12 protein-coding genes are annotated in these 14,698 nt (G+C 69.1%); all 12 read right to left on the reverse strand.

The features are described from left to right. Positions 1-49: 49 nt before the first annotated feature. Positions 50-691 carry a cell division protein SepF gene (locus tag LK06_RS07275; RefSeq protein WP_039655885.1) on the reverse strand — a complete coding sequence of 214 codons (642 nt, stop codon included), beginning with the start codon at positions 689-691 and terminating at the stop codon, positions 50-52. A gap of 128 nt (positions 692-819) precedes the next feature. Then, positions 820-1,539, reverse strand: coding sequence for a YggS family pyridoxal phosphate-dependent enzyme (locus tag LK06_RS07280; RefSeq protein WP_039655884.1), 720 nt, complete (start codon positions 1,537-1,539; stop codon positions 820-822). Positions 1,540-1,545: 6 nt separating this feature from the next. Next, complete coding sequence (pgeF, locus tag LK06_RS07285) at positions 1,546-2,274, reverse strand: peptidoglycan editing factor PgeF (RefSeq protein ID WP_043406908.1); 729 nt, start codon at positions 2,272-2,274, stop codon at positions 1,546-1,548. After that, entirely contained in the window at positions 2,271-3,485 is a 1,215-nt protein-coding gene (gene ftsZ, locus LK06_RS07290; RefSeq protein WP_039655880.1) for a cell division protein FtsZ, read from the reverse strand. The genes pgeF and ftsZ overlap by 4 nt, the downstream gene beginning before the upstream one ends. Positions 3,486-3,764: 279 nt before the next feature. Further along, positions 3,765-4,547: a cell division protein FtsQ/DivIB gene (locus tag LK06_RS07295; protein WP_039656101.1), complete on the reverse strand. Its 783-nt coding sequence runs from the start codon at positions 4,545-4,547 to the stop codon at positions 3,765-3,767. Between the two features lie 26 nt (positions 4,548-4,573). Continuing rightward, a complete protein-coding gene (gene murG / locus LK06_RS07300; protein ID WP_043434501.1) occupies positions 4,574-5,662 on the reverse strand; it encodes an undecaprenyldiphospho-muramoylpentapeptide beta-N-acetylglucosaminyltransferase in 1,089 nt (362 codons plus the stop codon). Positions 5,663-5,668: 6 nt separating this feature from the next. Then, complete coding sequence (ftsW, locus tag LK06_RS07305; RefSeq protein WP_039655878.1) at positions 5,669-7,042, reverse strand: putative lipid II flippase FtsW; 1,374 nt, start codon at positions 7,040-7,042, stop codon at positions 5,669-5,671. 67 nt (positions 7,043-7,109) lie between these two features. Next, the gene (gene murD, locus LK06_RS07310) at positions 7,110-8,546 is read right to left on the reverse strand and encodes a UDP-N-acetylmuramoyl-L-alanine--D-glutamate ligase (protein WP_174673819.1); all 1,437 of its coding nucleotides are present in this window, start codon (positions 8,544-8,546) and stop codon (positions 7,110-7,112) included. Further along, positions 8,528-9,616 (reverse strand): phospho-N-acetylmuramoyl-pentapeptide-transferase, encoded by a 1,089-nt coding sequence (gene mraY / locus LK06_RS07315; RefSeq protein WP_039656099.1) that lies wholly within the window; start codon positions 9,614-9,616, stop codon positions 8,528-8,530. The genes murD and mraY overlap by 19 nt, the downstream gene beginning before the upstream one ends. After that, on the reverse strand, positions 9,616-11,031 hold the full coding sequence (locus tag LK06_RS07320) for a UDP-N-acetylmuramoyl-tripeptide--D-alanyl-D-alanine ligase (RefSeq protein ID WP_039655876.1): 1,416 nt from the start codon (positions 11,029-11,031) through the stop codon (positions 9,616-9,618). The genes mraY and LK06_RS07320 overlap by 1 nt, the downstream gene beginning before the upstream one ends. A 4-nt stretch (positions 11,032-11,035) precedes the next feature. Next, positions 11,036-12,700, reverse strand: a complete 1,665-nt coding sequence (locus LK06_RS07325; protein ID WP_174673820.1) for a UDP-N-acetylmuramoyl-L-alanyl-D-glutamate--2,6-diaminopimelate ligase — start codon at positions 12,698-12,700, stop codon at positions 11,036-11,038. Positions 12,701-12,731: 31 nt separating this feature from the next. Beyond that, positions 12,732-14,696 (reverse strand): peptidoglycan D,D-transpeptidase FtsI family protein, encoded by a 1,965-nt coding sequence (locus LK06_RS07330; RefSeq protein ID WP_280523313.1) that lies wholly within the window; start codon positions 14,694-14,696, stop codon positions 12,732-12,734. Positions 14,697-14,698 lie beyond the last annotated feature (2 nt).

The raw sequence follows: 14,698 nt of genomic DNA on the forward strand, positions 1-14,698 counted from the left end.
CTCTCCCCTTTGCCCCGTGCTCTTCCGGGTGCCGATCTGGTGGTGCGTCTCAGCTCTGGTTGAAGAACCCGCCCTCTGCGATGCGGGCCTTGTCCTCCGCCGTGACATCGACGTTAGCAGGAGACAACAGGAACACCTTCTGCGTCACCCGCTCGATGCTGCCGTGAAGACCAAACACCAAACCAGCCGCAAAGTCGACAAGTCGCTTTGCGTCTGTGTCATCCATCTCAGTCAGATTCATGATCACCGGGGTGCCCTCACGGAAGTGTTCCCCGATGGTACGGGCCTCGTTGTAGGTCCGCGGGTGAAGCGTGGTGATCCGGTAAGGCTCTCGTTCCGACACGACCTTGGGCATGATCACCGGTGCGTTCTTCTCCAGGGACTGACGTTCTTGTGTGATGGACGCCACGGGCGCGATCCGCGCTGGGCGCCCCGAATCCGCCGTCACCGCGGCGGAGTGGGGGACCGGGTCGCGAGGCGCCGGAGGCTGCACCACTCGTACCGGTTCGTCTCTTTGGGGCTGATGTGCACCGTGCGACTGGTGCGACGGCTCGTGCCGTCGGTGGTCCCGCTCGGGCTCCGGGTCAAGTTCCGGTTCGAAGTCGTCGTCGGGGTCGAATCCGCGGCCGTCGTACCCATCGTCCTCCACGAGGCCGAGGTAGACCGCCATCTTGCGCATCGCGCCGGCCATGCTCTGAGTCCTCCGCTCTGTGGTGGATCGACTGACGACTGCCAAGTGCCCGCGATCCACGTGGTCGTTGCGCTCATCTACGTGGGCATTGACCATATTTTCTGCTGTGGTCCGACTTCCTGGCGACGTTACCCGAGCCTGGGGCGGACTCCGAGTACCGCGCTGCCGACGCGCACATGTGTCGCCCCGGCAGCCACGGCCTGTTCGAGGTCCGCACTCATCCCTGCCGACACCATGGTTGCAGCCGGATGGGCTCGGCGCAGGTCAGTCGACAAATCCATGAGCCGTCCGAACGCCGCCCGTTCACGTCCGGCGTACTCCCCGGTGAGCGGTGCGACGGTCATCAGCCCGTCGAGCCGCAGTCCCGGTGCGCCGGCGACGAGGTCGGCCAACTCTTCGATTCCGTCCGGGGCCACGCCACCACGTTCCCCCCGCCCGCTCGCACCCGCATCCAGTGCGACCTGGATGAGGCAGCCCAGCTCACGCCCGGCCCGCACCGCCTCCTTCGACAGAGCAACGACCAGTCGGGCACGGTCCACGGACTGCACGACATCGGCGTAACCGACCACGGAACGCACCTTGTTGGTCTGCAACTGACCGACGAAGTGCCAGGTGAGGGGCAGATCCGCGCACGCGGCAGCCTTCGGCGCCGCGTCCTGGTCACGGTTCTCCGCGACGTGACGGACGCCGAGCCCCGACAGGATCCGCACATCGCTCGCCGGGTAGGTCTTGGTGACCACGATCAGGGTCACCTCTTCCCGCTTGCGCGCCGCCGCCACACACCCGGCCGCGATGCGCTCTTCCACTTTCGCCAGATTCGCGGCGATTTCGGTCTTACGGTCTGTCATTCCCCATCAGTCCAGCCAGACATAGCCCGCGAGCCGCCCGGTGGTGCGGTCGCGACGGTACGAGAAGTGGTCCGCCGACTCCAGCGTGCACACCGGGGACTGCGCCCGGTCGCACACCCCGAGACGGTTCAGCTGCGCGCGCACGCCGGCGCTCACGTCGACCGCAGGCGTACCCCAGCTGGTCTCAGCGTGCGCTGCCGGCTCGACGGCAGCCACCTCAGCGCGCATCGCCTCCGGCACCTCGTAGCACCGCCCGCACACGGCCGGTCCGGTGCGGGCGACGATGCGGTCCGGTTCGGCACCGAGTCCGACCATGGCCCGTACGGCGGCTGGGACGATCCCCTTGACCATGCCGGGCCGGCCCGCGTGGGCCGCGGCGACGACCCCGGCGACGGGGTCAGCCAGCAGGACCGGCACGCAGTCGGCGGTGAGCACGGCGAGGGCGAGTCCACGCCGGGCGGTGACGATCGCGTCGACCTCCGGAACGGAGGGTTCCCCCCAAGGCTCCTCGACCACGGCCACGTCGGCGCCGTGCACCTGGTTCATCCAGACCACCCGGGCGTGGTCCAAGCCCAGCGACTGCGCCGCCAGTTCCCGGTTGTCCCGGACAGCGCCGGCCGCGTCGCCGACGGCTCCGCCGAGGTTGAGCTCCTCATACGGAGCGGCGCTCACCCCACCCCACCGGTCGGTGAAGGCGAAGTGCGCGCCGCTCACGCTCTCGCGCTGTCCTATCACTTCAGGAAGTCCGGCACGTCCAGTTCCTCAGCCGCGCTGTCCGCGTAGGTGCGCGGGGCCGGTGTGACCGGCGAGGCGACCGGGATGTCGGCCACCGGCTCGGGCGCCGGCTCCGGCTCCTCCTTGGGCTTCACGCTGCCGAGCGAGCCGAAGGACGGACGGCTGGGCTCGGCCTGCCGCGCCGGAACCGATTCCTCACGGCGGGCAGGCGTCGGAGCCGAGGCCGAGGCGGAGCCGAGGACGTTGTCGCGGCGGGCGGGGGGCTGGCCCCCGTCGAACCCGGCCGCGATCACGGTGACCCGGACCTCGTCGCCGAGGGCGTCGTCGATGACCGCGCCGAAGATGATGTTGGCCTCGGGGTGAGCCGCCTCACTGACCAGCTGTGCAGCCTCGTTGATCTCGAACAGGCCGAGGTCGGAGCCGCCGGAGATGGAGAGCAGCACACCACGGGCTCCGTCGATGGACGCCTCCAGCAGCGGCGAGGAGATCGCCATCTCGGCTGCGGCCACGGCGCGGTCGTCACCGCGGGCCGAGCCGATGCCCATCAGGGCCGAACCAGCCTCGGACATGACCGACTTCACATCGGCGAAGTCCAGGTTGATCAGGCCGGGCGTGGTGATGAGGTCGGTGATGCCCTGGACGCCGGAGAGCAGGACCTGGTCGGCCGACTTGAAGGCGTCCAGGACCGAGACCTGACGGTCCGAGATCGACAGCAGTCGGTCGTTGGGGATGACGATGAGGGTGTCGACCTCTTCGCGCAGTTCGGCAATGCCGTCCTCCGCCTGGTTCGCGCGGCGCCGCCCCTCGAAGGTGAACGGACGCGTGACCACGCCGATCGTCAGGGCGCCCAGGGAACGTGCGATGTTGGCCACGACGGGCGCGCCGCCGGTGCCGGTGCCGCCGCCCTCACCGGCCGTCACGAAGACCATGTCGGCCCCCTTGAGGACCTCCTCGATCTCCTCACGGTGGTCCTCGGCGGCCTTGCGGCCGACGGCCGGGTTGGCTCCGGCGCCGAGTCCGCGGGTGAGTTCGCGGCCGACGTCGAGCTTGACGTCGGCGTCGCTCATCAACAGCGCCTGTGCGTCGGTGTTGATGGCAATGAACTCGACGCCCTTGAGACCGACCTCGATCATCCGGTTGATGGCATTGACACCACCGCCGCCGACACCGATGACCTTGATGACTGCGAGGTAGTTCTGCGGTGCTGCCACGTCGAAGGCCTCTCGCCTCGAATTACGTTGTCGCCGCCGCGCGGTGCCCCGCGCGAGTACGACAGTTGCCGAATGGGACGGTCCGTAGCGCCGACCCGAACCCTAACCTTGAAGTTTAGGGTTACCAGTGTGTCTGTTCCCTGGAGTCTTCTGAACAGGACACTAAGTCGACAAGTGGCGCCCGTTCAACGAACACGCCGAACCTCCCGTTTTTCTTTTCACCCTATGTGATCAGCCGTAGCAGTGCCCAACCAGGGTGCTGGCCTGCACGGATGTGCGTCAACTCCCTGATGACGCAGGGGCGATGGGAGCGCTGACGTCGAAGTGCCGTGCGCCGGGAGCTGCTTTCATGAGCGCGGTGAGGGCCCGTGCCTTGGTGCGGCCGTCCTCGCCGCTCCCCCACAGAACGGTCCGGGCCCCGACCAACTCCAGTGAGATGTCGTCATAGGAGCGGACCTGCACGGTCCGGGTGTCCCGCGAGACGGCGGCCGGCAGATCCCCCGTGACCTGGACCGCCTCGCGCACCAGCCGGTCGACACCGAAGCGACGAAGGCTGGCGGCACCCGAACCCCTGCGGGAGACGGACAGCTTCAGCAGGGGAACGTCCTCCGGTGCCTGCGGAACCGTGGCGAAACGCACACCTTCGTCGTCGACTTCGACGAACTGGCCGCTCTTTTGGACGAGCAGGACCGGAATACGCTCAGTCACTTTCAAGCCGATCCCGTGGGGCCAGGAGCGGACCACGTCAACGGTGCTGATTCTGGGCAATTTCCGGCGGAGCCGGGCTTCGATGCCCTCCGTGTCGATGGAGATCATCGGAGCCCCGACGGGCACGGCTGCAGCCTTGCGCACCTCCGCAGGGGTCAGCACGCGCGTACCCGACACCGAGACGTGGCCGACGCGCAACCAGTCCGAGCCGTACAACACCCACGTGCCACCGACCCCGAGGAGCACGGTGACCACCGCCAGAATGACGATCACACGAAGGCGTCGGCGGGCGGACCGCGGACCGGACGACTCCTGCTGGCGTTCACCGCGTTCGGCGGTCGTCGGTCCGGCCACGCTCACTACCCTTTCGTCATACGGTCCTAACGGCGGGAGGCAATCGCCTCGTGCACCATGCCGACGAGCAGCTCGTCGGCGTCCCGGCGACCGAACTCACTTGCCGCGCGGGACATCTCGTACAGTCGGTGCGGGTCGGCGAGCACGGGCAGGACGCTCTGCTGCACCCATTCGGGTGTGAGCTCCGCATCGTCGACGAGGAGTCCGCCGCCCGCCTTGACCACCGGCTGGGCGTTCAGCCGCTGTTCGCCGTTGCCGATGGGCAGCGGAACGTAGGCGGCCGGAAGTCCGACGGCGGAGAGTTCGGCGACGGTCATCGCGCCGGCACGGCACAGCATCATGTCGGCCGCGGCGTACGCGAGGTCCATCCGGTCCAGGTAACTTACCGGGATGTAGGGCGGCATCCCCGGCATCTGCTGCACGTGCGGCAGTTCGTTCTTCGGACCGACCGCGTGCAGGATCTGGATACCGGACTGCTGCAGCCGCGGAGCGACCTGCTGGACCACCTCGTTCAGCCGGCGGGCACCCTGCGAGCCACCCGAGACGAGCAGCGTGGGCAGGTTCGGGTCGAGGCCGAAGCGGGCCCGCGCCTCCGGGCGGGCGGCGGCACGATCAAGGGTGGCGATGGAACGCCGCAGCGGGATGCCGATGTAGCGCGCGTTGCGGAGCTTGCTGTCCGGCGTGGAGACGGCGACCTGGGCGGCGTACCGCGAACCGATCTTGTTGGCCAGGCCGGGGCGGGCATTGGCCTCGTGGATCACGATGGGCACACCAAGGCGCTTGGCGGCCAGGTAGGCGGGCAGGGCGACATAGCCCCCGAAGCCGACCACGGCATCCGCCTTGGTGCGCTCCAGGATCTGCTCGGCCGCCTTGATCGTGCCGCGCAGCCGGCCCGGGACGGTGATCAGCTCGGGAGTGGGTTTGCGCGGCAGCGGCACCGCCGGGATCAACGCCAGCTCATAGCCACGCTCGGGGACGAGCCTGGTCTCCAGGCCGCGCTCCGTGCCCAGGGCCGTGATCCCAACAGTCGGGTCCTGCCTGCGCAGGGCGTCCGCGAGGGCGAGCGCGGGCTCGATGTGGCCGGCGGTCCCCCCACCGGCGAGTACGACATGCACCGAAATTCACCGCTCTCCGGACGACCGCGCCACCGGGGCACGTCGTCGCATCGTGTTCCATCTCCGTGATCCCCGTCCGGACACCCGGCCGGTCGCGGAGGCTCCCGCCCGCTTTCTACCAAAGCGGGGTTGCCGCATCGCAAGCGCCGCCCGCGCAGCGGGTTCGTCGCGTGCGAAGGCGATCAGCAGCCCGATCGCGAACATGGTCGGCAGCAGGGCGGAACCCCCGTAGGAGAACAGCGGAAGGGGGACACCGGCGATCGGCAGCAGGCCGAGCACCGCACCAATGTTGATCACCGCCTGGGCGATGATCCAGGTCGTCACGCCTCCCGCGGCATACCTCACGAACGGGTCCTCCGTGCGTCCGGCCACGCGGATACCCGCATAGCCTAGAGCGGCGAACAGAGCCAGCACCGACAGCGTCCCCGCGAGGCCCAGTTCCTCACCGGTGACGGCGAAAATGAAATCGGTGTGGGCTTCGGGTAGTTGGCCCCATTTTTCCACACTCGCGCCGAGTCCGGATCCGAAGAGTCCACCGGAGGCGAGGGCATAGATTCCGTGCACGGCCTGCCAACAGTCGGCGACTCCCGACCTGGGCTCGGTGGCGCCGATGCAGGCGAGCCGGGCCATCCTGTTGGGGCTAGTCTTGATGAGGATCACACCGATCACCGCGGCGATCGACAGCACACCGGCGAACAGCCGGGTCGGCGCGCCTGCGAGCCACAGCAGACCGAACAGGATCGCCGTGAGAATGATCGCGGTGCCCATGTCGCCGCCGAGCATGATCAGCCCCAGCAGCAGGAAGGCCGCCGGCACCAGCGGCACCAACATGTGCTTCCACTGGGTGAGCAGCTTCTTCTCCTGCTTGCGGGCGATCAGGTCCGCTCCCCACAGCACCAGGGCGAGCTTCCCGAACTCGCTGGGCTGAACCTGGAAGGAGCCGCCGATGGGGATCCAGTTCTGGTTGCCGTTGACCGTCACCCCTATCCCGGGCACCTGCACCAGGATCATCAGGAAGACGGCGCCGGCCAGGATCGGGTAGGCCAACGCCCGGTGCAGTTTCACCGGCATGCGGGAGGCGGCGAACAGCAGTACGCCACCGATGAGCGCCGCGAGGAACTGCTTACGGAAGAAGTACGACCCGGGCAGCGACAGCTGCAACGCGGTGATCTGGGAAGCCGAGTAGACCATCACCAGGCCCAGCACGATGAGCAGCAGGCTGCCGCCGGCGATCAAGTAGTAGGCGGTGAGCGGCCGGTCCCAGGCCTTCCATGCACGCGCGTGGAGCCGTCGGAGAGGATTCTCGCGCACCGGCCGGGCGGCGGCCGGACGCCGGGGCGCCCGCGGTGCGGGTGGCCGGCCGGTACGACTACTGGGCATCAACGCCTCCGTTGAACGTCGGCCGTCCCACGCGTCCCTCCCAAGATCCGCCCGGCAGGCGGCCGGGTCAGGCGCCGAGCTCGCGGACCGCCGCCGCGAACGCGTCACCGCGCTGGTTGTAGTTGGTGAACATGTCCATGGAGGCGCAGGCCGGGGCCAGCAGCACGGTGTCACCGGGCTGAGCCAGCCGCTTCGCTTCCGTCACCGCCTGGAGCATCGCCCCAGTGTCGGTCCGGTCGAGGGCGACCACGGGGACTTCCGGGGCGTGTCGCGCAAGGGCATCACGGATGAGTGCCTGGTCGGCGCCGATCAGGACAACGCCGCGGAGCCGCTTCGCCGACTTGGCGACCAGTTCGTCGAAGAGCGCGCCCTTCGCCAGACCGCCGGCAATCCATACAATCGACTCATACGCGGCCAACGAGGCTTCCGCGGCATGGGTGTTGGTCGCTTTGGAGTCATCCACGTAAGCCACCTGGCCCAGGTCGGCGACGTGCGTGATCCGGTGGGCGTCGGGGCGGAAGGCGCGCAGCCCCTCACGTACGGCCCCTGCGGGCACGCCGAAGGCCCGCGCGAGGGCTGCCGCGGCCAGGGCGTTGGCGATGTTGTGCGGGGCCGGGGGGCGCACGTCCGAGACCTCGGCCAGTTCTTGCGCGTTCTTCTGCCGGTCCGTCACGAAAGCACGGTCGACCAGAATGCCGTCCACGACGCCGAGTTGGGAGGGAGCAGGCGTACCGAGGGTGAACCCGATGGCTCGGCAGCCCTCCTCGACGTCGGCCTCGCGCACCAGCCCCTCGGTGAGCTTGTCAGCCACGTTATAGACGCAGGCGACACGATTGCCTTCGTAGATGCGGCCCTTGTCCGCGGCGTAGGCCTCCATGGAACCGTGCCAGTCGAGGTGGTCGGGCGCGAGGTTGAGGACGGCGGCGGAGTGGGCGCGCAGCGAGGGCGCCCAGTGCAGCTGGTAGCTGGAGAGCTCGACGGCGAGGACGTCGTACTCCTCCTCGCCCAGGACAACGTCCAGCAGGGAGACCCCGATGTTGCCGACGGCGGCCGTGCGCAGGCCGGCCGCCGTCAGGATCGCGGCGAGCATTTGGACGGTGGTGGTCTTGCCGTTGGTGCCCGTCACGGCCAGCCAGGGGGCCGCGCCCGGGCCTCTGAGGCGCCAGGCCAGTTCCACATCGCCCCAGACCGGCACACCCGCCTTTGCCGCGGCCAGGAACAGCGGCTTGTCCGGCTTCCAGCCGGGCGTGGTGACGATCAGCTCGGTGCCCTCCGGCAGGGTCGCGCCGTCTCCCAGGCGCACGGTGATGCCGAGGGCCTCCAGTTCCGCGGCCTGTTCGCGCGCACGTGCGTCGTCGCCGTCGTTGACGACCGTGACGACGGCGCCGCGCGCGTGCAGCACCTTGGCAGCCGGGATGCCGGAGACACCGAGACCGGCGACGGTGACGTGCTTGCCCTGAAAGTCGAAGAGCTCCGAGGTGGAGGTCACTTGTGCGCTGCCCATCCCGCGTAGAAGAGACCGAGTCCGACGATCACACAGATTCCCTGGATGATCCAGAACCGGACCACCACCAGGACTTCGGACCAGCCCTTGAGTTCGAAGTGGTGCTGGAGTGGTGCCATCCGGAAGACCCGCTTGCCGGTGAGCCGGAAGGAGCCGACCTGGATGACGACGGACATGGTGATGAGGACGAACAGGCCACCCATGATGGCCAGCAGCAGCTCGGTGCGGGAACAGATGGCCAGGCCCGTGAGGACACCGCCGAGAGCGAGTGAACCCGTGTCACCCATGAAGATCTTCGCCGGCGAGGTGTTCCACCACAGGAAGCCCAGACAGGCACCCATCAACGCGGAGGCGACCACGGCCAGGTCGAGCGGGTCACGCACCTCGTAGCAGGCGTTGGGGTTGGTGAGGGTCTGCGCATTGGCGCAGGACTCCTGGAACTGCCAGACGCCGATGAACGTGTAGGCGCCGAAGACGAGGACGGAGGCGCCGGTGGCCAGTCCGTCCAGGCCGTCGGTGAGGTTCACGCCGTTCGACATCGCGAGGATCATGAACAGCGCCCAGACGACGAACAGCACCGGGCCGATCGACCAGCCGAAGTCGGTGATGAACGACAGCTTCGTGGACGCCGGGGTGTTGCCGCGCGCGTCGGAGAACATCAGCGACAGCACCGCGAAGGCGATACCGACGATCAGCTGGCCGGCCATCTTCGCCTTGGCGCGCAGGCCCAGCGAGCGCCGCTTGACGATCTTGATGTAGTCGTCGAGGAAGCCGACCATGCCCATACCGACCATCAGGCCGAGCACCAGCACACCGGAGAACGTCGGCGTGGCCGCCCGGTCGGTGGTCCAGGTCGTAATCACCTTCGACAGGAAGTACGCGATCACCGTCGCCAGGATGAACGCGATGCCACCCATCGTCGGCGTGCCGCGCTTGCTGGCGTGCTCGCGCGGACCGTCATCGCGGATGTACTGCCCGTACCCCTTGCGGGCCAGCAGCTTGATCAGCAGCGGCGTGCCGATCAGGGTGAGGAAGAGACCAATGACTCCTGCGAACAGGATCTGCTTCATCATCGGGCGGCAACCTCACCCTCGGCACCGCTCTCGACGAGCGCCTGGGCAACGCTCTCCAGCCCCACCGAACGGGACGCCTTCACGAGTACGGCGTCCCCCGGGCGCAACTCGCTGCGCAACAGGTCGATCGCCGCCTGTGCGTCGGACACGTGCACCGACTCCTCACCCCACGAACCCTCGTTATATGCGCCCAGTTGCAGCCAGGAGGCCTCAATCCCCCCGACGGCGACGAGCTTGCTGACGTTGAGCCGGACGGCGAGCCGCCCGACGGCGTCGTGCTCGGCGAGCGCCTCGTCCCCCAGCTCGGCCATCTTGCCGAGCACCGCCCACGTGCGGCGCCCCTTGCCCATGGCCGCGAGCGCCCTGAGAGCGGCCCGCATGGACTCGGGGTTGGCGTTGTAGGCGTCGTTGACGATGGTCACGCCGTCCGGGCGCTCGGTGACCTCCATGCGCCAGCGGGAGAGGGAGCCCGCCTCGGAGAGCGCGATGGCGATCTCTTCCGCGGACATGCCCAGCTCATGGGCGACGGCGGCCGCGGCGAGCGCGTTCGACACGTGGTGCTCACCGTACAGGCGCATCGTCACATCGCTTGCACCGGAGGGTGTGTGAAGTCTGAAGACCGGCTGTCCACTGTCCGTGAGTCGCACGTTCTCCGCCCGTACGTCCGCTTCGGCCGACTCTCCGAAAAGGACCACTTTCGCCTTGGTACGGGTGGCCATGGCCCGGACCAGCGGATCATCCGCGTTGAGGATCGCGGCCCCGCCGTCCTCGGCCGCAGGCAGCGCCTCCACCAGTTCGCCCTTGGCCTGGGCGATCTGCTCGCGTCCGCCGAACTCACCGATGTGCGCGGTGCCGACGTTGAGGACGAGGCCGATCTTCGGGGGCGTGAGTCCGGTGAGGTAGTGGATGTGCCCGATACCGCGGGCGCCCATCTCCAGCACGAGGAACCTGGTCTCCTCGGTGGCGGACAGGGCGGTCAGCGGCAGCCCGATCTCGTTGTTGAGCGATCCGGGTGTGAACACGGTCGGCGCCCTGCGCTGGAGCACCTGGGCGATCAGGTCTTTGGTGCTGGTCTTGCCCGCGGACCCGGTCAGGGCGACGAGGGTGGCACCGAGCCGGCGAACCACGTACCGGGCCAGGGCACCGAGAGCCGTCTGGACGTCCGCGACCACGATCGCGGGCACCCCGACCGGCCGGGACGCCAGCACGGCGACCGCGCCGGCCCCGACCACCGCCTGGGCGTAGTCATGGCCGTCGACGCGCTCACCGACGAAGGCTGCGAAGAGGCTGCCTTGCCGAACCTCCCGGGAATCCCTAACGACCGGTCCCGTGACCTGCACGGACGGATCCGGTATGTCATGCGTCTGCCCGCCGACGACTGCGGCGATCTCGGCGAGGGAGAGGGCGATCACAGATTCATCCCTGGGTCTTCTGGATAGCTTCGCGAAGCACCTGGCGGTCGTCGAAGGGACGAACCACGCCGGCGATGTCCTGGCCCTGCTCGTGGCCCTTACCCGCGACCAGCACGGTGTCGCCGGGCCGTGCCCGGCCCACGGCGGCGGCGATGGCGGCGGCCCGCTCCTCGAAGAGGAGCACCTCGCCACGCTCGTGCGCGGGCACCGAGGCCGCACCCTGGAGCATGGTCGCGAGGATCGCGAGGGGATCTTCGGAGCGGGGGTTGTCGGAGGTCAGTACCGCCGTGTCGGAGAGCCGGGCCGCGGCAGCACCCATCGGGGCACGCTTGGACTGGTCCCGGTCGCCGCCGCAGCCGAGGACGACGTGCAGCCGGCCCTTGGTGACCTTGCGCAGCGCCCTGAGTACCGACTCGACCGCGTCGGTCTTGTGGGCGTAGTCGACGACCGCGAGGTAGGGCTGCCCGGCGTCGACGCGCTCCAGCCGGCCCGGGACACCCGGCACGGCGGCGATGCCGTCGGCGGCGGCCTGCGGGTCGAGGCCGGCCGCGGCGAGGGCGACGACGGCGGCCAGCGTGTTCGCCACGTTGAACGGGCCGGCCAGCGGTGACCTGGCGTGCACGCGCTCGCCGTTCGGGCCGAGGACGGTGAACGTGGAGTCCAGGGGACCGACCTGGACGTCCTCGGCCCGCCAGTCGGCATCGGGGTGGCCCTCGGCGGAGAAGGTGACGACCGGGACGGAGGCCTCCTTGACCAGCCGGCGGCCGTACTCGTCGTCGGCGTTGACGACGGCGAGCCTGCTGCGCTCCGGGGTGAACAGCTGCGCCTTGGCCCGGAAGTAGTCCTCCATATCGGAGTGGAACTCCATGTGTTCCGGGCTGAGGTTGGTGAACACGGCGATGTCGAAGACACAACCGTCGACCCGGCCGAGGACCAGGGCGTGGCTGGAGACTTCCATGGCCACCGCCTCGACGCCGCGTTCACGCATGACGGCGAACAGCGCCTGCAGGTCTGTGGCCTCGGGGGTGGTGCGCTCGGACTTGATGCGCTCATCGCCGATGCGCATCTCCACCGTGCCGATGAGACCGGTCGACCTGGCCGTCTTCAGGCCGCCCTCGATGAGGTAGGCGGTGGTGGTCTTGCCGGAGGTGCCGGTGATGCCGATCTGGAGCAGGTCGCTGCCCGGGTGGCCGTAGAGGGCGGCCGCGAGTTCGCCCATCCGTGCGCGCGGATCCGCCACGACCAGGACCGGAAGTCTGGTAGCCGCGGCACGCTCGGCACCGGTCGGGTCGGTGAGCACGGCGACGGCACCGAGGCCGGCGGCCTGGGTGACGAAGTCGGCGCCGTGCAATCGGGCACCCGGCAGGGCCGCGTACAGGTCACCGGGGCGGACGGCACGGGAGTCGTGGGTGATTCCCGTGACCCCGACCGTGCTCCCCTGGGTCTCCGGCGGTGCGACACCCAGCTGTCCGGCCAGCTCCGCCAGGGGTGTGGCAGAGACCTGAACGGGTCGTGGCGGCCCCGGATACGTCACGGAAGCGCCCTTCTGGGTGGTTTGGGACTGATCAGCGTGTGGCACGGCGGTGAGCGTACCGGGCGCACCCGCTCCGGAGCGAAGTGAGGGACTGCCGTCCCCTTGGTTCCCGGCGTCGGGGGTGATCGTTGTCACGGGATCGTTCCTGGTCTTTCCGATGTGCTGATCAGGGCTTGTAGGTCACGGGCAGGTTGGCGGGCGGTGCACCGGTCGGCGGAACCTGGAGGGTCTTCAGGGCGAACTCCATCACCTGCTTGAAGATGGGGCCGCAGATCTGACCGCCGAAGTAGCTGCCGGAGGTGGCGTTCTGGATGGCGCAGTAGACGGTGATGCGGGGCTTGTCCGCCGGGGCGAAACCGGCGAACGAGGAGGTGTATCCGTGGTATCTGCCGGTGGCCGGATCCACGCGGTTGGCCGTGCCGGTCTTGCCCGCGACTCGGTATCCCGGGATGCGGGCTTTGCCTCCGGTGCCCTGTTCGTCGTCCACGACGGACTCCAGCATCTGGGCCAGGGCCTTGGCGGTCTTCTCACTGACGACCCTTGTCGCCTTTGGCTTGGGAGCGGGGGTGAAGCGGCCGTCGGCGCCCTTGGTGCCGCGCACCAGGGTCGGCGCGACGCGGACACCGCCGTTGGCGATGGTCGAGTACACGGAGGCCGCCTGGACCGCGTTGATGGAGAAGCCCTGGCCGAAAGGGATCGTGTACTGCTGCGAGGTGGACCACTTCCCGGATGGCGCGAGGATGCCCCGGGTCTCGCCCGGGAATCCGAGCCCGGTGTAGCTGCCGATGCCGAACTTGCGCAGGTACGAGTAAAGGACCTTGTTGGCCTCGGGTTGGGTCTTGCCGAGCTGGCCGGTGGCCAGGATCGTGCCGATGTTGCTGGACTTGGCGAGCACGCCGTTGAGGGTGAGGTGCCAGGTGGCGTGGTCGATGTCGTCCTGGAAGAGCCGGTCGCCTCGGTGCAGCCGGTTGGGTACGACGACGTGGGTGAGCGGCGTGGCCGCCTTCTGCTCCAGCACGGCCGCCATGGACATCACCTTGGCCGTGGAACCGGGCTCGTAGGCGTCCTGGAGGGCCGCGTTGCCCATGGTCGCCGGGTTCGCCTTCGACAGGTCGTTCGGGTCGAAGCCGGGCGAGTTGGCGATGGCCAGGATCTGGCCGGAGCGGGTGTCCTGGACGACGACGTAACCGCGGTCCGCCTTGGACTTCTTCACCTGCTCGGTGATCGCGTTCTGTGCAGCCCACTGGATGTCGCGGTCGATGGTGAGCGCGATGTCGGTGCCGGGCACGGCGGGTGTCTCCGTGGAGCCCGCCGTCGGCACCTCACGGCCGCCGGACTGGGCGTAGCGGATCTGACCGTCCTTGCCGGTGAGCTGCTTGTTCAGTTCCTGTTCGATACCGCCGCCGCCCCTGCCCGCGGCATTGACCCAGCCCAGTATCCCAGCGGCGAGGTCACCGTTCGGGTACACGCGCTTGCTGCTGGGCTCGGCCAGGACGCCGGCGAGGACATTGACGGCGGTGTGGTCGGTCTCCGCTTTCTTGGCAAGCGCCGTCTTCAGGTCCTTGATCTGCTTCCAGACCTGCGGGGTCCGGCGCGAGGCCAGCTTGGCGTAGCGCGACAGCTTGTTCTTGGGCCTGAGCTTCTTGACGATCACGGCCTGGTCTTGGCCGAGGATCGGCGCGAGCAGTGCCGCTGCCCGCTCGGGGCCGTCGTGGATCTTGAGCTGCTTGGCGTTGAACATGGTGGGGTCGGCCGTGATGTCGTACGCGTCCTCGCTGACGGCGAGGGCCACACCGTTGCGGTCGGTGATGTCGCCGCGTTCGGCGGTCAGTGTGTGCACCACGTAGCGGTGCTGCTCGGCTCGCGCCGCGTAGGCACTCGCGTCCACGGCCTGGACCTGGAGCAGCCGCACGACGAAGACCAACAGCACGAGGGTCAGGGCGAGGCCGACCGTGCGCAGCCGGGGCCGGGGGCTGCCCAGCCGGAGGGGGCGCTGGGCCGGGGGCCGCGCCCCGCTCGGGCGGCGGGCCGGACGGGCACCGGGCCCGGGCTGCCGCCGGACGGCCCCCCGCGGCCGGGGGGGCCTGGCGGGTCCGGGGACACGACGGCGCGGCGGTTCCCTGTCGGACACTT

Origin of the sequence: Streptomyces pluripotens, assembly GCF_000802245.2 — a bacterium.
Classification (GTDB): Bacteria; Actinomycetota; Actinomycetes; order Streptomycetales; family Streptomycetaceae; genus Streptomyces; species Streptomyces pluripotens.